This is a genomic window from Streptomyces sp. NPDC030814, from assembly GCF_055572155.1.
The window spans coordinates 39,246-59,369 of sequence record NZ_JBVIDX010000021.1 but is presented as its reverse complement, the minus strand read 5'-3'; the positions used below and the strand labels follow the sequence as shown (position 1 = coordinate 59,369).

13 protein-coding genes are annotated in these 20,124 nt (G+C 70.5%); 10 read left to right on the top strand and 3 right to left on the bottom strand.

From position 1 onward, the window contains the following. Nucleotides 1-236: 236 nt before the first annotated feature. The 8 genes from leuS (at nt 237) to holA (ending at nt 11,524) form a co-directional block, all read left to right on the top strand. Nucleotides 237-3,110, top strand: a complete 2,874-nt coding sequence (gene leuS, locus ACZ43N_RS32430) for a leucine--tRNA ligase (protein ID WP_468102620.1) — start codon at nt 237-239, stop codon at nt 3,108-3,110. A gap of 360 nt (nt 3,111-3,470) precedes the next feature. Further along, nucleotides 3,471-4,220 (top strand): hypothetical protein, encoded by a 750-nt coding sequence (locus ACZ43N_RS32425; RefSeq protein ID WP_468102619.1) that lies wholly within the window; start codon nt 3,471-3,473, stop codon nt 4,218-4,220. An 87-nt stretch (nt 4,221-4,307) separates the two neighbouring features. Then, nucleotides 4,308-5,153, top strand: coding sequence for a DegV family protein (locus ACZ43N_RS32420; protein ID WP_468102618.1), 846 nt, complete (start codon nt 4,308-4,310; stop codon nt 5,151-5,153). Between the two features lie 498 nt (nt 5,154-5,651). Next, nucleotides 5,652-6,587, top strand: coding sequence for a ComEA family DNA-binding protein (locus ACZ43N_RS32415; RefSeq protein WP_468102680.1), 936 nt, complete (start codon nt 5,652-5,654; stop codon nt 6,585-6,587). A gap of 74 nt (nt 6,588-6,661) precedes the next feature. After that, a complete protein-coding gene (locus ACZ43N_RS32410) occupies nt 6,662-9,208 on the top strand; it encodes a ComEC/Rec2 family competence protein (protein WP_468102617.1) in 2,547 nt (848 codons plus the stop codon). A gap of 4 nt (nt 9,209-9,212) precedes the next feature. Further along, entirely contained in the window at nt 9,213-10,040 is an 828-nt protein-coding gene (locus tag ACZ43N_RS32405; RefSeq protein ID WP_468102616.1) for an arylamine N-acetyltransferase family protein, read from the top strand. 42 nt (nt 10,041-10,082) lie between these two features. Next, on the top strand, nt 10,083-10,328 hold the full coding sequence (locus tag ACZ43N_RS32400) for a hypothetical protein (RefSeq protein ID WP_468102615.1): 246 nt from the start codon (nt 10,083-10,085) through the stop codon (nt 10,326-10,328). Between the two features lie 209 nt (nt 10,329-10,537). Next, complete coding sequence (gene holA, locus ACZ43N_RS32395; RefSeq protein WP_468102614.1) at nt 10,538-11,524, top strand: DNA polymerase III subunit delta; 987 nt, start codon at nt 10,538-10,540, stop codon at nt 11,522-11,524. Between the two features lie 219 nt (nt 11,525-11,743). Here holA and rpsT read toward each other — a convergent pair whose 3' ends face one another. After that, nucleotides 11,744-12,010 carry a 30S ribosomal protein S20 gene (gene rpsT, locus ACZ43N_RS32390; RefSeq protein WP_033525839.1) on the bottom strand — a complete coding sequence of 89 codons (267 nt, stop codon included), beginning with the start codon at nt 12,008-12,010 and terminating at the stop codon, nt 11,744-11,746. A 279-nt stretch (nt 12,011-12,289) separates the two neighbouring features. Between rpsT and lepA the strand changes: the two genes are divergently transcribed. Then, entirely contained in the window at nt 12,290-14,158 is a 1,869-nt protein-coding gene (gene lepA, locus ACZ43N_RS32385) for a translation elongation factor 4 (protein WP_468102613.1), read from the top strand. 303 nt (nt 14,159-14,461) lie between these two features. After that, nucleotides 14,462-16,339 carry an AMP-dependent synthetase/ligase gene (locus ACZ43N_RS32380; protein ID WP_468102612.1) on the top strand — a complete coding sequence of 626 codons (1,878 nt, stop codon included), beginning with the start codon at nt 14,462-14,464 and terminating at the stop codon, nt 16,337-16,339. Nucleotides 16,340-16,428: 89 nt separating this feature from the next. On the opposite strand, the gene ACZ43N_RS32375 is transcribed toward ACZ43N_RS32380, so the two are convergent. Both ACZ43N_RS32375 and ACZ43N_RS32370 read right to left on the bottom strand, forming a co-directional pair. Beyond that, nucleotides 16,429-17,001: a response regulator gene (locus tag ACZ43N_RS32375; RefSeq protein ID WP_468102611.1), complete on the bottom strand. Its 573-nt coding sequence runs from the start codon at nt 16,999-17,001 to the stop codon at nt 16,429-16,431. Next, nucleotides 16,998-20,124: HAMP domain-containing protein (locus ACZ43N_RS32370; RefSeq protein ID WP_468102610.1), on the bottom strand; the 3,127-nt coding region annotated here is incomplete at its 5' end. The genes ACZ43N_RS32370 and ACZ43N_RS32375, both read right to left, overlap by 4 nt.

Here is a 20,124-nt window from a genome sequence, read left to right as displayed (position 1 = left end):
CCGCTGGTCCCGTCCGTCGATGGCGTGGAACCTCGTCGCTGCGGCTGTGGACCCTGGGGTACCCTGAGCCCATGCGTGCCGTACGCCTTCTGCTTAGCGAGCCGCGCTGATCAGTCCCGACCGCCGATGAACGGCGTGGTCGGAATCGGCGCGGCGTCCCCTCCTGTGCGAGGGGATTTTTCGTTTCCGGACGACACATACCGCTGGCAGAGACGATCGATGGAGCTTTGAGGATCATGAGCGAGACGAACCCCGCTGCCACAGGTGCATCGGTGGATGCCGCGCCGCACCGCTACACGGCCGCCGTCGCGGCCGAGATCGAGGCACGCTGGCAGGACTTCTGGGACGCCGAGGGCACCTACGCGGCACCGAACCCCAAGGGTGACCTGGCGGGCGACCCCGAGCTGGCCGTCCGGCCCAAGAAGTTCATCATGGACATGTTCCCGTACCCCTCGGGTGCGGGTCTGCACGTCGGCCACCCCCTCGGATACATCGCCACCGACGTCTTCGCCCGCTACCAGCGGATGACCGGCCACAACGTCCTGCACACCCTGGGCTTCGACGCCTTCGGCCTGCCCGCCGAGCAGCACGCCGTGGCCACCGGCGAGCACCCCCGGGTCACCACCGAGGCCGCCATCACCAACATGAAGTCCCAGCTGCGCCGGCTGGGCCTGGGCCACGACAAGCGCCGGTCGTTCGCCACGATCGACCCGGACTACTACAAGTGGACCCAGTGGATCTTCCTGCAGATCTTCAACTCCTGGTACGACGACGAGGCGAGGAAGGCCCGCCCCATCGCCGAGCTGGTCGCCCAGTTCGAGTCGGGTGAGCGCGCCGTGCCCGGCGGGCGTTCCTGGAACACGCTGAGCGCCGCCGAACGCGCCGACGTCCTGGGCGAGTACCGCCTGGCCTACGCGTCCGACGCGCCGGTCAACTGGTGCCCCGGCCTGGGCACCGTACTGGCCAACGAGGAGGTCACCGCCGACGGCCGCTCCGAGCGCGGCAACTTCCCCGTCTTCAAGGCCAAGCTGCGCCAGTGGAACATGCGCATCACCGCGTACGCCGACCGTCTGCTGGACGACCTGAACGAGCTGGACTGGCCCGAGGCCATCAAGCTGCAGCAGCGCAACTGGATCGGCCGCTCCGAGGGCGCCCGCGTCGACTTCCCCATCGACGGCGAGAACATCACCGTGTTCACCACGCGCCCCGACACGCTGTTCGGCGCGAGCTACATGGTGCTGGCCCCGGAGCACCCGCTGGTCGAGAAGTTCACCCCGGCCGTCTGGCCCGAGGGCACCCACGACGTGTGGACCGGCGGTCACGCCACCCCCGGCGAGGCCGTCTCCGCCTACCGCGCCCAGGCCGCCTCGAAGTCCGACGTCGAACGCCAGGCCGAGGCCAAGGACAAGACCGGCGTCTTCATCGGCTCCTACGCCACCAACCCCGTCAACGGCGAGAAGATCCCCGTCTTCATCGCCGACTACGTCCTGATGGGTTACGGCACCGGCGCGATCATGGCCGTCCCGGCGCACGACTCACGTGACTTCGCGTTCGCGCGCGCCTTCGAGCTGCCGATCACCTGTGTCGTCGAGCCGACGGACGGCCGGGGCACGGACACGTCGACCTGGGACGACGCCTTCGTGTCGTACGACGCGAAGATCGTCAACTCCACCGGTGAGGGCGTCCGTCTGGACGGCCTGGGCGTCGTCGAGGCCAAGGCGCGCATCACCGAGTGGCTGGAGCGGTCCGGCATCGGCCAGGGCACCGTCAACTTCCGCCTGCGGGACTGGCTGTTCAGCCGTCAGCGCTACTGGGGCGAGCCCTTCCCGATCGTCTACGACGAGGACGGCGTCGCCCACTCGCTGCCCGAGTCGATGCTGCCGCTGGAACTGCCCGAGGTCGAGGACTACTCGCCCCGCACCTTCGACCCGGACGACGCCGACACCCAGCCCGAGACGCCGCTGTCGCGCAACGAGGAGTGGGTCAACGTCACGCTGGACCTGGGCGACGGCCCCCGGAAGTACCGGCGCGAGACCAACACCATGCCCAACTGGGCCGGTTCCTGCTGGTACGAGCTGCGCTACCTGGACCCGCACAACGACCGGCAGATGGTCGACCCCGAGATCGAGCGCTACTGGATGGGCCCGGGCGAGGGCCGTCCGCACGGCGGCGTCGACCTGTACGTCGGCGGTGCCGAGCACGCCGTGCTGCACCTGCTGTACGCGCGCTTCTGGTCCAAGGTCCTGTACGACCTGGGGTACGTCTCGTCCGCCGAGCCGTTCCACAAGCTGTTCAACCAGGGCATGATCCAGGCGTTCGTCTACCGCGACAGCCGTGGTTTCGCGGTGCCGGCCGTCGAGGTGGAGGAGCGCGACGGCGCGTTCTACTACCAGGGCGAGAAGGTCAGCCGCCTGCTGGGCAAGATGGGCAAGTCCCTGAAGAACGCGGTCACCCCGGAGTCCATCTGCGAGGAGTACGGCGCCGACACGCTGCGTCTGTACGAGATGGCGATGGGCCCGCTGGACGTCTCCCGGCCGTGGGACACGCGCGCGGTCGTGGGCCAGTTCCGGCTGCTGCAGCGGCTGTGGCGCAACATCGTCGACGAGGCGACCGGTGAGGTCACGGTCGTCGACACCGAGCCCGGCGAGGACACCCTGCGGGTGCTGCACAAGGTGATCGACGGCGTGCGCCAGGACCTGGAGGGCCTGCGCTTCAACACCGCGATCGCCAAGGTCACCGAGCTGAACAACCACCTGACCAAGGCGGGCGGCCCGGTCTCGCGGTCCGTCGCCGAGGCCCTGGTCCTGCTGGTCGCGCCGCTGGCCCCGCACATCGCTGAGGAGCTGTGGCGCAAGCTGGGCCACACCGACTCCGTCGTCCACCGGGACTTCCCGGTCGCCGACCCGGCGTACACCGTCGACGAGGCCGTCACCTGCGTCGTCCAGATCAAGGGCAAGGTCAAGGCCCGTCTGGAGGTCCCGCCGGCCATCTCCGACGAGGAGCTGGAGAAGGTGGCCCTGGCAGACGAGAAGGTGGTCGCGGCACTGGCCGGGGCGCCGATCCGCAAGGTGATCGTCCGCGCGCCGAAGCTGGTCAACATCGTCGTGTGACGGGCAGCGGTGGGGGCAGGGGCATGGCCGTCGTCGTGGGGCGGTGTCGGTTCTCTGCCCCGGCTGCTGTGAGGGAGGCCGCGGGCGGCCCGGGCTCCGCACGGCCTCGACGGAGGCCGTGCGGCTGGAGCGAGGCCGTGCGGGCGGAGCAAGGTCGTGCGGGCGGACTGAGGTCGTGCGGGCGGAGCCAGGTCCTGCGGCCGGACTGAGTCCGCGCGGCCGGAGTGACTTCGTGCGGCCGGTCCGGGTGATCCCTTACGGGCAGGTTCGGGGTTCTGATGGAACTGTGGACCTGCCCGTTGCGTTTACCGTGGAAGAGCGCCGCAGTATGTGGCGTGCCGGTCGAAGGAGGAGCGCGCCGTGGAAGCCGTGATCGCAATCGTCGCCCTGCTCTTCGTGCTGTGCGTGGCGCTCGGCGCGTACGCCACGGTGAAGGCGGTCGGCGCGGCCAAGCGCGGCGTGGACCGTACGCTCACGCAGGCCAAGCGGACGGTCGAGGACACCACCCTGCGCGCCCGGAGTCTCGCCCAACCGGGCCCCGTCGGCCAACTGGCCGACCTGCGCCTGAGGTTGCGCACCTCGATGCGGGCCACCCAGGAGGCGCTCCAGGCGGGCGTCGGCGAGGACGAGTCGCTCAAGGAGTCCCTCGCCCTGTTCCAGCAGCTCAGCAGGCACGGCCGCGAGCTGGACGACGAGCTCAAGCGGCTGGAGCCGGAGCCGGACCGCGCGAAGCTGGCCCAGCGGCTGCCCGACCTGCGTGTCCGCACGGAGAAGATCATCAAGTCGGCCGACGCCCTGCGCTGGGCGGCGCACGACCGGGCCCGCAAGTTCGCCGAGGACGACCTGGAGACCCTCAGCGCGCAGATCGACGTCGAGGCGGGCGCGCTGCGGCACTGGACGACCGATCCGACCGAGCCGGCGCAGGTCTGGCCCGAGGCGCCGAAGCCCGAGCCGACCACTTCCGGCGGACAGACGTGGCAGGAGACCCCCGGGTCCCGAACCCCCGGGTCCCGCAGCACCGAGGAACCACCCCGGCCAGCGATCACCCCGCCGGGACCGCGTCCGACGTATCCGTGGCAGAAGAAGCCGCGCCCGGAGAGCACGACTTGATGAGGTGCGCAGTGGGCCGGCGGTGTGGTGCGGTGGTCGGCGGGGCCGGGCTGCCGTCGAGGGGACTTGGCGGGTAACCTCCAGCTCATGTCCCGCCATGTCGCGATCGTCACCGATTCCACGGCCTATCTGCCGCCGCCGGCGATGGAGCGTCACGGCATCATCGCGGTGCCGCTGACCGTGGTCCTCGGCGACCAGGCGCTCGAGGAGGGGACCGAGATCTCGGCCCGCTCCCTGGCCCAGGCACTGCAGAAGAGACGGTCCGTCACGACTTCCCGCCCCAGCCCCGAACTGTTCGCGGAGACCTACCGCAAGGTGGCCGAGTCGGGCGCCACGGGCATCGTCTCGCTCCACCTGTCCGCCGAGTTCTCGGGTACGTACGACGCCGCCGTGCTCGCGGCGCGCGAGGCACCCGTGCCCGTGCGCGTGGTGGACACCGGGATGGTCGCGATGGCCCTCGGGTTCTGCGCCCTGGCCGCCGCCGAGGCCGCGGAGGCGGGCGGCACGGTGGACGAGGCCGTCACAGCCGCCGAGAAGCGGGCGTCGGGTACGTCCGCGTTCTTCTACGTCGACACCCTGGACTATCTGCGCCGCGGCGGCCGGATCGGCGCGGCGCAGGCACTGTTCGGCTCCGCGCTCGCGGTGAAGCCGCTGCTGCAGCTCGACGGCGGCCGCATCGAGATGCTGGAGAAGGTGCGCACGGCGTCCAGGGCGATCGCCCGTCTGGAGGAGATCGTCGCCGAGCGGGCCGGTGGGGCGCCGGTCGACATCGCCGTCCACCATCTCGCCGCGCCCGAGCGGGCGTCGGCACTCGCGGAGCGACTCCGGGCGCGGGTGCCGGGGCTCGCCGATCTGTATGTGAGCGAGGTCGGAGCGGTCATCGGGGCGCACACCGGGCCCGGGTTGCTGGCGGCGGTCGTCTCGCCCCGGTGAGGGGCGGCGGGTTGCCGTCAATGGTCCTTGTCGCTCATGTGGGTGATCGATTTATCCACAACTGGTGAGTAATCCACGGGAATTGAGCAAGATCATCGCGGATGTGCGGTGTTGCCCGATCCTCGTCGCATGGCACTGCGATCACGTTCACGTACAGCGACAGTCACCAGTGGGCCGGGGCGAGGTCCGTCCTCCGACGGCCGCACGCGGAACCGCCCTCGGCGGCCGAGGGGCCGTGTCGGGCGCCACCAGGCCTCGGCGGAGACGCTGAGGCTCCGCGCGGAGGCGCTCTTCCCGGAGAGGACGGCCGGGCCACGGGAGTTGGGGCATGGGCCGCCGCGAGGGCGGCGGGGCGGGGTGGCTGTCGGGGCCGGGGATGCCGGGGACTTTGGTGATACCTGGGATGCCTGGGATGGAGATGCCAGGGCCGGCGAGGCCTGGGGTGGGAGGTCCGAGGGTTCCGGTGGGGTGCGTGCGGATGGGGCGGACGATGAGTCGCTGGGCGGGGCCGAGGACTTGCGGCACCCGCCCGGCGCCGGTGGCGGTGATGGCGCCCGGGGTGATGGCGCCCGCGGTATGCGCGTCAGTGGCCGTGCTGAGCGCGTTGGTGACGGTGATGCCCTCGCCGATGACGGTGATGCCCTCGCCGGTGAGGTGAGAGACGGCTGGCGGGAGCGGGTCGGGCCGGCTGTGCGGGAGCGGCTGCCGTTGTGGTTGCAGGTGCGGTGCGGCATCGAACGCAAGAGCGTGATCGCGCTGAGCGTCGTGCTCGTCGTCGCCGCGGTGTTCGCGGGGCAGCACTTCTGGACCGGCCGGACCCAACCGGTGAGCGCTCCCGAGGTCGTGCGGGCAGGAGGCCCGTCGGCTGCGTCGGCTGCGTCGGCTCCGGCGGTGTCCTTCGGCGAGGAGGGCGGTGGTCCGGGGGCCTCGACCGGGGCCGGCGCTTCCACGGCCGGGCCCTCGATCGTCGTGGACGTCAGCGGCAAGGTCCGCAGCCCGGGCATCCAACGGCTGCCGGCCGGCTCCCGTGTGGCCGACGCGCTTCGGGCCGCGGGCGGAGTACGGCCGGGCGCGAACACCGACGGACTCAACCGAGCCCGCCTCCTCGTCGACGGCGAACAGGTGCTGGTCGGCGGCCCGGCACCGGGGGCGGGGACAGGCGCCGGTGCGGGGCCGGGCGCGGGCGGCACCGGTGCGGCCGGGGCCGGAACCGGGGGAACGGCCGCCGGGACGGCTCCCACGACGCCCGTCTCCCTCAACACCGCCACCGCGGAGCAGCTCGACACCTTGCCGGGGGTCGGCCCCGTCCTCGCGCAGCACATCATCGCCTACCGCACCCAACACGGAGGCTTCCGGTCGGTCGACGAACTGCGCGAGGTGAACGGCATCGGCGACCGCCGCTTCGCCGACCTGCGGAACCTCGTACGGCCATGAGGGCGCCCGGGACAGGGGTACCGGTGTCCGGCGAGGCGCGTACCGGGGTACGGGCGGCTCCGTGCCGTCCGACCGTGCACGCGGCCTCCGGGCACCGGCTCGGCGTCGCCCATCCGCGACAGGAGGGCCCGACGGATCTGCGTCTTGTGCCACCGGCGCTGGCGGCGTGGGGGACGGCGGCGCTGATGGTGCACGCCTCGCCCAGGTGGGTCGTCGGCGTGGTCGCGGTCTGCCTGGTCGTGGGGGTGGCGCTGCTCGTCGCGGCCTCTCGGGCCGGACGTGGGCCTCGTGCCGGGCGGGAGTCTCGTGTGAGGCGGGAGTCTCGTGTGAGGCGGGTGCCGGATCAACCGGCGTCGTGTCCCGCGGGGACGAAGGTGGCCGTCGCCGCCGTGCTGCTGTGTGTCGCCGCGTCGGCCGCCTCTGCGGGGCTGCACGGGGCGGATCTGCGTCGTGGCCCGGTTCCCGGGCTGGCGGAGCGGTACACGCATGTCACCGCCGAGGTCGAGCTGACGTCCGACCCCCGGCTCACCCGTCCGCGCATCAAGGGCAACCACGCTGCCCCGACGGCCGTGCTCCTCCAGGCCGAGATCCGCAGGGTGAAGGGGCCGGACGGGGTGGTCGTGGACACACGGACGCCGGTGCTGGTGATCGTCGACGTGGGACGGCGGTCGTCCGCGGGAGAAACGGGCCGTTCGCCCTGGCTCACCCTGTTGCCGTCGACGCGGGTGCGGGTCGCCGCGCAGGCCGTGCCGGCCCTGGCCGGGGGAGACCGGGTCGCGGCGGTGCTGCGGGTGCGAGGGGGCAGGCCGCCGGAGGTGGTGGCAGGGGCGAGTACGGCGCAGCGGTTCGCCGGGCGGCTGCGGGAAGGGCTGCGAAGGGCGACGGACGGGCTGGACGCGGATGCACGGGCGTTGCTGCCGGGGTTCGTCGTGGGGGACACCGCGCGGGTCCCGGCGGAGTTGGAGGAGGCGTTCAAGGCGACCGACCTCACCCATCTGCTGGCCGTCAGCGGGGCCAACTTCACCATTCTCCTCGCCCTGTTCATCGGCCCGCCGGGACTGGCCCAGCGGGCGGAACGGCGCGGGCCGGCGCCCCGGCTGGGGATCCCGTTGCGGGCGACCGCGCTGGTCGGCGGTGCGCTGACGCTCGGCTTCGTGATCGTGTGCCGACCGGAACCGAGCGTGGTGCGGGCGGCGGCCTGCGGGTCGATCGCGCTGCTGGCCATCGCGACGGGGCGCCGCAGATCCCTCATCCCCGCGCTGGCGACGGCAGTCCTGCTGCTGGTGCTGTACGACCCGTGGCTCGCCCGGAGTTACGGCTTCCTGCTGTCCGTCCTGGCGACCGGGGCCCTGCTCACGCTCGCTCCGCGGTGGAGCGCCGCGCTCCAGCGGCGCGGGGTGCCGCCGCGGCCTGCCGAGGCGCTGGCGGCTGCGGGAGCCGCGCAGGCGGTGTGCGCGCCGGTCGTGGTGGTGCTGTCGGCGAAGGTGAGCCTGGTGGCGGTGCCGTGCAATCTGCTGGCGGAGTTCGCCGTGGCACCGGCGACGGTGCTCGGGTTCGCCACGCTGGCGGTGGCTCCGGTGGCGATGCCCGTGGCCGAGTGCATCGCCTGGTGCGCTGGTTGGCCCGCCGGATGGATCGCGGACATCGCGCGCACAGGGGCGGCGCTGCCGGGAGCGGGCGTGGACTGGCCGGGCAGTTGGACGGGCGCGGCGCTGCTGGCCCTCGTGACGGTGGCGGCGGTGTGCGTCGGGCGGCGGGTCGTCGGCCGCCCGTGGCTGGTGGCGGTCTGCCTGGTGGTGTTCCTGCTGGCCGTGGTGCAGCCACCGCCGCTGACCAGAGTGATCACGGGGTGGCCGCCGCCCGCTTGGCGGTTCGTGATGTGCGATGTCGGGCAGGGCGACGCGACCGTGCTGGCGGCGGGTGACGGCAGCGGGGTGGTCGTGGACGCAGGCCCCGATCCGGTGCTGGTGGACCGCTGTCTGACGGCTCTCGGCATCACCGAGGTTCCCCTTGTGGTCCTCACCCACTTCCACGCCGACCATGTGGCCGGGTTGCCGGGGGTGCTGCGGGGGCGTGCGGTGGGGGCGATCGAGACGACGGGTTTCCAGGAGCCCGCGGACCAGGCCGAGTTCGTGCACAGGGAGGCGGCGGCCCGGGGGATTCCGGTGACCCGCGCCGTCGCCGGACAGGAACGGCGGACGGGAGGCCTCGCGTGGCGGGTGCTGTGGCCGCCGGGCGACGCGGCCACCCCGGACGGGCCGAACGACGCCAGCGTGACCATGCTCGTCCGCTCGGCCGGGCTGACCCTGCTGCTGCTCGGCGATCTCGAACCGCCCGCGCAGCGGGAGCTGTCGAGATCACCGGCGGCAGCGGAGCTGGCAGCGGTGGACGTGGTGAAGGTCGCCCATCACGGGTCGGCCTACCAGGACCCGGACCTGATACGCGCACTGGCCCCGAGGTTGGCACTCATCTCCGTGGGCGCCGACAACCCCTATGGCCACCCGGCGCCGAGCACGGTGGGCGCGCTGCGGGCCGGGGGCGCCACGGTGCTGCGTACGGACGAGGACGGCGCGATCGCCGTCGCGGGTACGGCCGAGGAGCTGCTGGTGGCGAGAGACTGAGGTCATGGATACCGCAGAGCTTGACGCCTACCTTCGCCGCATCGGAGCCGAGCACCCGGCCTGGCCCACCGTCGACGTACTGCGTGAACTGCACCTGCGCCATCTGCGGACGGTGCCGTTCGAGAACCTCTCGATCCATCTCGGGGAGGAGATCGTGCTGGAGGAGAAGCGACTGCTCGACAAGATCGTCGGGGAGCGCAGGGGTGGCTTCTGCTACGAACTGAACGGGCTGTTCGGGGCGATGCTCGCGGCGCTGGGTTTCGACGTGACGCTGCTCGCGGCCCGGGTCTACGGCGACGGGAAGCGACTGGGCATCCCGTACGACCATCTCGCGCTGCGGGTGCGGACGGTGGACGGGGGCGACTGGCTCGCCGACGTGGGGTTCGGGACGAACAGCCACTATCCGCTGGAGTTCGGAGGGAGAGGGGAGCAGGAGGATCCGGTGGGCACGTTCCGGGTGGTGGAGGCGGACCGGCAGAGCGGGGCGCGGGAGTTCGGGGACCTGGACGTGCTGCGGGACGGCAAGCCCCAGTACCGGCTGGAGGTACGGCCGCGGATGCTGGGGGACTTCGTGGCCGGGGCCTGGTGGCACAGCACCTCGCCGGCCTCGCACTTCACCCAGTCGCTGGTCTGCTCACGGGTAGGCGACGCGGGCGGGCGGATCACGCTCAGCGGCCGCACCCTCACGGTCACATCCGCGGAGGGCGAGAGGGAGGTGACCGAGCTGGGGACGGACGAGGAGGTCCTGGCGGTGTACCGGGAGCGGTTCGGGATGGAGTTGGGCCGGGTGCCGGAGGTGCGGCGGGCGCCGCAGGGCAGGCCCGGCGGCTGACAGCCGGGCGGGGGCGCTGGGCGGGTCGCGGAGAATGAGGGCGTGAGCGATGTGAGACATGTGCTGGTGCTGCCTGATCGTGAGGCCGCGGAAGAAGCGGCGGAGGCGCTCGGGGAGCGGTTCGGGGTGAACGAGGAACCGCAGCTGGTGCGGGACGCGCTGGCCGGCGAGGACGACGCGGAGGACGCGCAGTGGCTGCTGGTGCTGCGGGACGAGGGCGAGCGGCTCGACCCGGTGGCGCTGGACGAGTTCGCGGGTGAGTGGGAGGGATGGCGGGAGGAACCGTAGGGGCATGAGCCGTGGGGGCGGGGGCGGGGGCGGGGCTGGGGGCGGGGTTGTGGGCGGCCGGCTGGGGTGCTCGGGCTCCCTGTCGTGCGCATCGCGCCCGGTCGGACCTGCCCGCCCCGAGGGGTGGCCTGGCCCGTTGCAGGGGGTGACCTTGGCCCGCAGTGCGCGGCCGGTGCTGGTTGTCGGTGCCCCGTGGGATGCTGTGCGTGATGGCCAAGAAGACCGCTCATGATGATCCCCTCGCTTCTGTCACCCTCGCTGTGGGGCAGGAGGAGCTGCTGCTCGACCGGGCTGTGCAGGAGGTGGTGGCTGCCGCCAGGGCCGCCGATGCCGACACCGATGTGCGCGACCTCACCTCGGACCAGTTGCAGCCGGGCACGCTCGCCGAGCTGACGAGCCCGTCGCTGTTCGCCGAGCGGAAGGTCGTGATCGTGCGCAACGCGCAGGATCTGTCGGCCGACACGATCAAGGACGTGAAGGCCTACCTGGGGGCCCCGGCCGAGGAGATCACCCTCGTGCTGCTGCACGCGGGCGGCGCCAAGGGCAAGGGGCTGCTGGACGCGGCGCGCAAGGCGGGGGCGCGGGAGGTGGCCTGCCCGAAGATGACGAAGCCCGCGGAGCGGCTGGCGTTCGTGCGGGGGGAGTTCCGGACGCTCGGGCGGTCCGCGACACCGGAGGCGTGCCAGGCGCTGGTCGACGCGATCGGCAGCGACCTGCGGGAGCTGGCATCGGCGGCGTCACAGCTGGTCGCGGATGTCGAGGGGACCATCGACGAGGCCGTGGTCGGGCGGTACTACACCGGGCGGGCCGAGGCGTCGAGCTTCGAGGTGGCCGACCGGGCCGTCGAGGGACGGGCGGCGGAGGCGCTGGAGGCGCTCAGGTGGTCGCTGTCCACCGGTGTGGCGCCGGTGCTGATCACCAGCGCGCTGGCACAGGGCGTCCGGGCGATCGGGAAGCTGTCGTCCGCGCGCGGCGGCCGGCCGGCGGATCTGGCGAGGGAGCTGGGCATGCCGCCCTGGAAGATCGACCGGGTGCGGCAGCAGATGCGGGGGTGGACGCCGGAAGGGGTCGCCGTGGCGATGCGAGCCGTCGCGGAGGCCGATGCCGGGGTCAAGGGCGGCGGGGACGATCCCGAGTACGCGCTGGAGAAAGCGGTCGTAGCGATCGCCCGGGCGGCGCGGTCCCGCCGCGGGTGAGCCACCCGACGCGCACGTAGGCACAACGCGTACGGACAACGCGAAGGCCCCGTCCGTCGTCCCTGGGGAAGGGAGCGACGGGCGGGGCCCTCGGTCACGATGGTGGACTTGCACCCGCGTGGCGAACGCAGGCCGCGTGCAGGTCCGGGGGTGCCGGGCGGGAGCGGATGAGAGAGGGCCCGCTCTGGGTCCGTCCGACGGTCAGATCAAAGGTGAAGCTCAGCCCTTGAGAGAAGCGACCTTGGAAGCAAGCGCCGACTTCTTGTTGGCGGCCTGGTTCTTGTGGATGACGCCCTTCGAGACGGCCTTGTCGAGCTGACGCGCGGCAGCGCGCTGGTACTCGGTGGCCTTCTCGACGTCACCCGCGGCAGCGGCCTCACGGGCCTTGCGGATCGCGGTCTTGAGCGACGACTTGACGGCCTTGTTGCGAAGGCGCGCCTTCTCGTTGGTCTTGTTCCGCTTGATCTGGGACTTGATGTTCGCCACGAATGAGCCTTTTCAGCTACCGGCGACCGAGGACATGCAGAGCCTGCGTGCCCCGGGCACCACTTGGTTTTCCTTGGGATGTGCCTCCTGCAGAGAGGGCATGAGACACAGCCACCCAGGCTACCAGTGGCTGCGCGAGTGGCCCAAACCCGCCCCAGCCCCGCGCCCGTGGGACCATGGAGCCTACGCATAGACCCGGTAGACCCCGTTCGTACAGACCCGCTAGATCCGACCCGAGACCGCAGACGGCTGCGGACGCCTCAAGAATCAGGACCCTGCGTGCCCGCGATCCCTAGCCATGTGCCCGAGCCGAGCCGTACCGACCCGGCTCTGATCCGCAATTTCTGCATCATCGCGCACATCGACCACGGCAAGTCCACGCTCGCCGACCGGATGCTCCAGTTGACCGGTGTGGTCGAGCAGCGGCAGATGCGTGCTCAGTACCTCGACCGCATGGACATCGAGCGTGAGCGCGGCATCACGATCAAGTCCCAGGCGGTGCGTCTGCCCTGGGCGCCGACCGGTGATCCGGGCAACACGCACATCCTCAACATGATCGACACCCCCGGGCACGTCGACTTCACCTACGAGGTGTCACGGTCGCTGGCCGCCTGCGAGGGGACCATCCTCCTCGTGGACGCCGCGCAGGGCATCGAGGCGCAGACCCTCGCCAACCTGTACCTGGCGATGGAGAACGACCTCACGATCATCCCGGTCCTCAACAAGATCGACCTGCCCGCCGCCCAGCCGGAGAAGTTCGCCGAGGAGCTCGCCAACCTCGTCGGGTGCGACCCCGACGACGTGCTGCGGGTCTCCGCCAAGACGGGCGTCGGCGTCGACGCGCTGCTCGACAAGGTCGTCGCCCAGGTCCCCGCCCCGGTCGGCGTCAAGGACGCCCCGGCCCGCGCGATGATCTTCGACTCGGTGTACGACTCGTACCGGGGCGTGGTCACGTACGTCCGTGTCATCGACGGGCAGCTCAACAAGCGCGAGCGCATCAAGATGATGTCCACGGGCGCCACGCACGAGCTGCTGGAGATCGGGACGAACTCACCGGAGATGCTGTCCGCCGACGGCCTCGGCGTCGGTGAGGTCGGCTACCTCATCACCGGCGTGAAGGACGTCCGCCAGTCCAAGGTCGGTGACACCGTCACCAGCCAGCAGAAGGGGGCCACGGAGCCGCTCGGCGGCTACAAGGACCCCAAGCCCATGGTCTTCTCCGGTCTGTACCCGCTGGACGGCTCGGACTATCCGGAGCTGCGTGAGGCCCTCGACAAGCTCCAGCTCAACGACGCCGCGCTCGTCTACGAGCCGGAGACGTCCGCGGCGCTCGGCTTCGGCTTCCGTGTCGGCTTCCTCGGGCTGCTGCACCTCGATGTGATCCGGGAGCGGCTGGAACGCGAGTTCGGCCTCGACCTGATCGCGACCGCGCCCAACGTGGTCTACCGGGTCGTCATGGAGGACGGCAGCGAGCACACCGTCACCAACCCGAGCGAGTTCCCCGAGGGCAAGATCAACGAGGTGTACGAGCCCGTCGTACGCGCCACGATCCTCGCGCCGACCGAGTTCATCGGCTCGATCATGGAGCTGTGCCAGACCCGGCGCGGCACGCTCCTCGGCATGGACTACCTGTCCGAGGACCGGGTCGAGATCCGCTACACGCTGCCCCTCGCCGAGATCGTCTTCGACTTCTTCGACCAGCTGAAGTCCAAGACCCGCGGCTACGCCTCGCTCGACTACGAGCCCACCGGCGAGCAGACCTCCAGCCTCGTCAAGGTCGACATCCTGCTGCACGGCGACAAGGTGGACGCCTTCTCGGCGATCACCCACAAGGACGCCGCGTACGCGTACGGGGTGCGGCTCGTCGCCAAGCTGCGCGAGCTGATCCCGCGGCAGGCCTTCGAGGTGCCGATCCAGGCCGCCATCGGCTCCCGGGTCATCGCCCGCGAGACCATCCGCGCCATCCGCAAGGACGTCCTCGCCAAGTGCTACGGCGGTGACATCTCCCGGAAGCGGAAGCTGCTGGAGAAGCAGAAGGAGGGCAAGAAGCGGATGAAGATGGTGGGCTCTGTGGAGGTTCCGCAGGAGGCCTTCATCGCCGTACTGTCCAGCGACGACAGCGCCGGCGGCGCCAAGGGCAAGAAATAGCCACCTGCGGCGATCGCCGCAGCTCCCGGCGGTGGCCGTTGTTACCTCCGGAAACCTGGGCAGAATGCGGGCCCGTCGCGTTTCGGCGCGGCGGGCCCGCATGTCTTCGGGGTGTCGGGGCCTCGTGCTCGTACGGTCGTTCTCGGTGGAAAGTGACGGCCCGCCGCCCCTTACGAACCAGCCAACCTCGCTCTACCCTGATCACCACTCGATAGTTACTCGCGAGTTAAACAACAGCCGCTTTGAGCCAGCCGCGCAGTCCATGCTGCCCCTGCCGCACTGTCGCGGGCCCCGGAGGATGTCGTGAGCGACACACAGACCCTGATCGAGAACCGCCCGCCGTCCATGGCGGCCCTCTTCCTGGAGCGCGTGGCGGCCACGCCCGACGCCGAGGCATTCCGCTACCCGGTGCCGCCGGCCTCCGGCCAGGGACCTTCCGAGTGGAAGCCGATGACCTGGGCGGAGGCCGCCGCACGGGTCGACGCCATCGCGGCCGGGCTGGTCGAGCTGGGCGTGCAGCCGGAGGAGCGCATCGCGCTCGCCTCCGCCACCAGGATCGAGTGGATCCTGTGCGACCTCGGCATCATGTGCGCCGGCGCCGCCAACACGACGATCTACCCGTCGACCAACGCCGAGGAGTCGGCGTACATCCTGTCCGACTCCGCCAGCAAGATCCTCATCGCGGAGAACGCCGAGCAGCTCGACAAGGCCCGGGAGAAGAAGGCCGAGCTGCCCGAGCTGACCCATGTGGTCGTCATCGACCCCGAGGGCGCCGATCTCTCGGAGGACTGGGTCCTGTCGCTCGCGGAGCTGGAGAAGCGCGGCGCCGCGTACCTGGAGAAGAAGCCCGACCTGATCAAGGAGAAGGTCGGGGCGATCACCAAGGACCAGCTCGCCACCCTCATCTACACCTCCGGCACCACCGGCCGCCCCAAGGGCGTGCGCCTCCCGCACGACAACTGGGCGTACATGGGCAAGGCCATCGCCGCGACCGGCCTGCTCAGCGCGGAGGACGTGCAGTACCTGTGGCTGCCGCTCGCGCACGTCATGGGCAAGGTGCTGCTGTCCGGTCACATCGAGGTCGGGCACATCACCGCCGTCGACGGCCGCGTCGACAAGATCATCGAGAATCTGCCGGTCGTGCAGCCGACGTACATGGCCGCCGTGCCGCGCATCTTCGAGAAGGTCTACAACGGCGTCGCCGCGAAGGCCCGCGAGGGAGGCGCCGCCAAGTACAGGATCTTCCAGTGGGCGTCGGGTGTCGCCCGCGAGTACGCCAAGGTCAGCCAGGACAACTTCCGCCGCACCGGCACCGCGTCCGTGCCGTTCGGGCTGGGGGCCAAGCACAAGGTCGCCGACGCGCTGGTCTACAAGAAGCTGCGTGAGGCGTTCGGCGGGCGGCTGCGCGCCTGTATCTCCGGCTCGGTGGCGCTGGCACCCGAGATCGGCTTCTTCTTCGCCGGCGCGGGCATTCCCATCCTGGAGGGCTACGGCCTGACCGAGTCCTCCGCGGCGTCGTTCCTGAACCCGGGCGAGGCGTTCCGCACGGGGACGGTCGGCAAGCCGCTGCCCGGCTGCGAGGTGCGTATCGCGGACGACGGAGAGATCCTGCTGCGCGGCCCCGGCATCATGGAGGGCTACCACGGGCTGCCGGAGAAGACCGCCGAGGTCCTGGAGCCGGACGGCTGGTTCCACACCGGTGACATCGGTGAGCTGTCGCCGGACGGGTACCTGCGGATCACCGACCGCAAGAAGGACCTCTTCAAGACGTCCGGCGGCAAGTACATCGCGCCGACCGAGATCGAGGGCCAGTTCAAGGCGCTGTGCCCCTTCACGTCCAACGTCATGGTCATCGGCGCGGACCGCAACTTCTGCACGGCCCTCATCGCGCTCGACGAGCCGGCCATCCTCGGCTGGGCCAAGGAGAACGGCCTGGAGGGTAAGTCGTACGAGCAGGTCATCGCGGCGCCGGCCACGGTGGAGCTCATCGAGGGGTACGTCACCCAGCTCAACCAGGGGTTGCAGCGGTGGCAGACCGTCAAGAAGTTCCGGTTGCTGCCGAGGGATCTGGATGTCGAGCACGGTGAGCTGACGCCGAGCCTGAAGCTGAAGCGGCCGGTGGTGGAGAAGGAGTACCAGCACCTCATCGACGAGATGTACGCGGGCACTCGGGAGAAGTAGCGCTCCGCTCGAAAACCGGGGGGACTGCGGGCCGTTGTCAGCAGCGGGTACGTGGTGACCGGTCGCGCAGTTCCCCGCGCCCCTTCAGGTCAGCCGGTGGGGTCCTTCGTTATCAGGGCCCGGAGGTCCTGCACCTGTATACGGACCTCCGTCAGGTCCGGGGACTCCTCGGACAGTTGCTTCTCCAGAGCCGTCAGGCGGGAAGCGACCTGTTCCGCCTGTTCCTGCTGCCGTGCCCGCAGTGTCTCCAGCCGGCGGGTCTTGCGGTCCAGCTCCAGGAAGACGCTGACCTTCGCGCGCAGGACCCAGGGGTCGAAGGGCTTGGTCAGATAGTCGGCGGCGCCGGTGGCGTAGCCGCGGAAGGCGTAGCCCATCTCGGCGTCCGTTCCGGTGAGGAAGATGATCGGGACGTCCTTGGTCTGGTCGAGGCGCTTGAGGTTGGCTGCGGTCTCGAAACCGTCCATACCGGGCATGCGGATGTCGAGGAGGACGACGGCGAAGCGTTGCCGGAGGAGGGCCTTCATGGCCTCCTCGCCGGAACGGGCCCGTACCAGCGGCTCGTTGAGCGATGCCAGGACGGCCTCCAGCGCGATCAGGTTGTCCTCCATGTCGTCGACGAGGAGGATGCCCGCGCATCCGTCGGTCCGGTCCTGAGTGGTCATGGTGAGGATGCCTCGTTCTCTTCGGTGTGTTTCTCGGGCGACGGCTCGGCGCCCTCCGGGTCCAGGACGGCGCACACCACGGTGAGCAGCTGGTCGACGTCCACCGGCTTGGGTACATAGTCGTTGGCGCCCCGGGCGATGGACTTCTCGCGGTCGCCGGGCATCGCCTTCGCGGTCAGCGCGACGATGGGCAGACCGGCCCAGCGGGGCGTGCGACGGATGGCTGAGATCGTCTCGTAGCCGTCCATCTCCGGCATCATGATGTCCATCAGGACCAGTTCCACGTCCGGATTGCGCTCCAGGGTCTCGATGCCCTCCCGGCCGTTCTCCGCGTACAGGACCGGCATGCCGACGCGGCCCAGGACATGGGTGAGCGCGAAGACGTTGCGGATGTCGTCGTCCACGATCAGCACCCGGCGGCCGGGCAGGATCTGGCCCGCGCGCCCCGCCTGCCACGCCTCCAGCTTGGTGGGGGCGGGCCAGGTGTCGTCCTCGGGGGCGGCCGGGTAGGGCTCGGCGGTGAGCTGGTCGGGGATCAGCGCGGCCGGCGTCTCGGCGGTGCCGGTCGCCGCGTGGCCGGGGCTGACGACGGGCACGTACAGCGTGAACGTCGAGCCCTTGCCGGGGATGCTCTCGGCGACGATGCGGCCGCCCAGCAGACCAGCGATCTCCCGGCTGATGGACAGGCCGAGGCCGGTGCCGCCGTACTTGCGGTTCGTGGTGCCGTCGGCCTGCTGGAACGCTTCGAAGATCACCGGCAGTTTCTCCGGCGCGATACCGATGCCGGTGTCGGAGACCGCGAACGCGATCACCTCGTCGGTGTCCTCGCGGACGTGGCGGTGCTCGGGATCCTTGACGCGGCCGACGGTCAGCTCGACCCGGCCGGACGCGGTGAACTTGATCGCGTTGGAGAGCAGATTGCGCAGGATCTGCTGGAGCCGCTGCTCGTCCGAGTACATCTCGCGCGGTACGTCCTCGCCGACCGTGACCTCGAAGGCCAGGCCCCGGTCGAGGGTCAGCGGGCGGAAGGTGGCGTGGACGTAGTCCAGCAGCTTGATGAGCGGGAGACGCTTGGGGCGTACGTCCATCCGGCCCGCCTCGATCTTCGACAGGTCCAGGATGTCGTTGATCAGCTGGAGGAGGTCGGAGCCCGAGCGGTGGATCGTCGACGCGAACTGGACCTCCTGGTCGGAGAGATGGCCGTCCGGGTTGTCCGAGAGCAGGCGTGCCAGGATGAGCAGTGAGTTCAGGGGTGTGCGGAGTTCGTGCGACATGTTCGCCAGGAACTCCGACTTGTACTGGGAGGAGGTCGCGAGCAGGGCCGCCTTCTCCTCCAGTTCGGCGTTCGAGCGCTGGAGCTCCGCCTGCTGCTTCTGGAGTTCGTCGGAGCGTTCCTGGAGCTGCATGGCCAGGCGCTGGGACTCGCCGAGCAGGGACTCCGTGCGGGAGTTGGCGATGATGGTGTTGATCGCGACGCCGATGGTGTTCACGAACTGGTCGAAGAACGCCAGGTGGACGTCCGAGAAACGGGAGAACGAGGCGAGTTCGATCACGCCGAGGAGCTTGTCCTCGAACAGGATCGGGATGATGACCACGCTGGACGGGGCGGCCTCCCCGAGGCCGCTGTTGATCTTGATGTAGTCGGGCGGGGTCTGCTCGACCAGGATCCGCTTCTTCTCGCGGGCCGCCTGGGCGACGAGTCCGTGCACGGGGAGGCCGCCGGTCTCGACCGTCGCGTCCTGCGCCGACCCGTACCCCGCGATGAAGGCCAGGCCCTTGCCGGGGGCCACCGTGCGCAGCGCCGCCCCGTCCTGGTCGGGATCGGCCAGGTAGAAGGCGCCGTACTGGGCCTTCACCAGCGGCGTCAGCTCACGCAGGATCAGGTCGGCGACCTCCATCAGATCGCGGTGGCCCTGCATCAGGGCGGCGAGGCGGGCGAGGTTGGACTCCAGCCAGTCCTTCGCCCGGGTCGTCTCGCGGAGGTTGGCCACCATCAGGTTGATGTTGTCCTTCAGTTCGGCGACCTCGCCGCGCGCCTCCACCGTGATCGAGCGGGACATGTCGCCCTGGGCCACGGCCGAGGCCACCTCGGCGATGGCGCGGACCTGGGTGGTCAGGTTGAGCGCGAGCTCGTTCACGTTCGTCGTGAGGCGCTTCCAGGTGCCGTACACGCCCTCGACCCGCGCCTGACCGCCGAGCTGGCCCTCCGAACCGACCTCGCGGGCGACCCGGGTGACCTCGGAGGAGAACGAGGAGAGGGTGTCGACCATGGTGTTGATGGCGGTCTTCAGTTCGAGGATCTCGCCGCGCGCGTCCACGTCGATCTTCTTGGAGAGGTCGCCGTTCGCGACCGCGGTCGTCACCTGGGCGATGTTGCGGACCTGGGACGTCAGGTTGTCGGCCATGGAGTTGACGTTGTCGGTCAGATCCCGCCACACACCGGACACGCCCAGCACCTGGGCGCGCCCGCCGAGCCGCCCGTCGGTGCCGACCTCGCGGGCGACCCTCGTCACCTCGTCGGCGAACGCCCGCAGTTGCTCCACCATCGTGTTGACGGTGTCCTTCAGCTCGAGGATCTCCCCGCGCGCGTCGACGGTGATCTTCTTGGAGAGGTCGCCGTTGGCGACGGCGGTCGTCACCTGGGCGATGTTGCGGACCTGGGACGTCAGGTTCAGGGCCATGAAGTTGACGTTGTCGGTGAGGTCCTTCCAGACTCCGGAGACGCCTCTGACCTGGGCCTGACCACCGAGATTGCCTTCGGTGCCGACTTCGCGGGCGACGCGGGTGACCTCGTCGGCGAAGGCGGAGAGCTGGTCGACCATGGTGTTGATCGTCGACTTCAGCTCCAGGATCTCGCCCTTCGCCTCGACCGTGATCTTCTTGCCGAGATCGCCCTGGGCGACCGCCGTGGAGACGAGGGCGATGTTGCGGACCTGGGAGGTCAGGTTGTCCGCCATGAAGTTGACGTTGTCGGTGAGGTCCTTCCAGACTCCGGAGACGCCTCTGACCTGGGCCCGGCCGCCGAGGTTGCCTTCGGTGCCGACTTCGCGGGCGACGCGGGTGACCTCGTCGGCGAAGGCGGAGAGCTGGTCGACCATGGTGTTGATCGTCGACTTCAGCTCC

Excerpts from the sequence above, each read along its gene's own strand:
- holA (WP_468102614.1), top strand. The coding sequence starts at position 10,538 with ATGGCCAAGAAGACCGCTCATGATGATCCCCTCGCTTCTGTCACCCTC.
- ACZ43N_RS32420 (WP_468102618.1), top strand. The coding sequence starts at position 4,308 with ATGTCCCGCCATGTCGCGATCGTCACCGATTCCACGGCCTATCTGCCG.
- ACZ43N_RS32405 (WP_468102616.1), top strand. The coding sequence starts at position 9,213 with ATGGATACCGCAGAGCTTGACGCCTACCTTCGCCGCATCGGAGCCGAG.
- ACZ43N_RS32375 (WP_468102611.1), bottom strand. The coding sequence starts at position 17,001 with ATGACCACTCAGGACCGGACCGACGGATGCGCGGGCATCCTCCTCGTC.
- leuS (WP_468102620.1), top strand. The coding sequence starts at position 237 with ATGAGCGAGACGAACCCCGCTGCCACAGGTGCATCGGTGGATGCCGCG.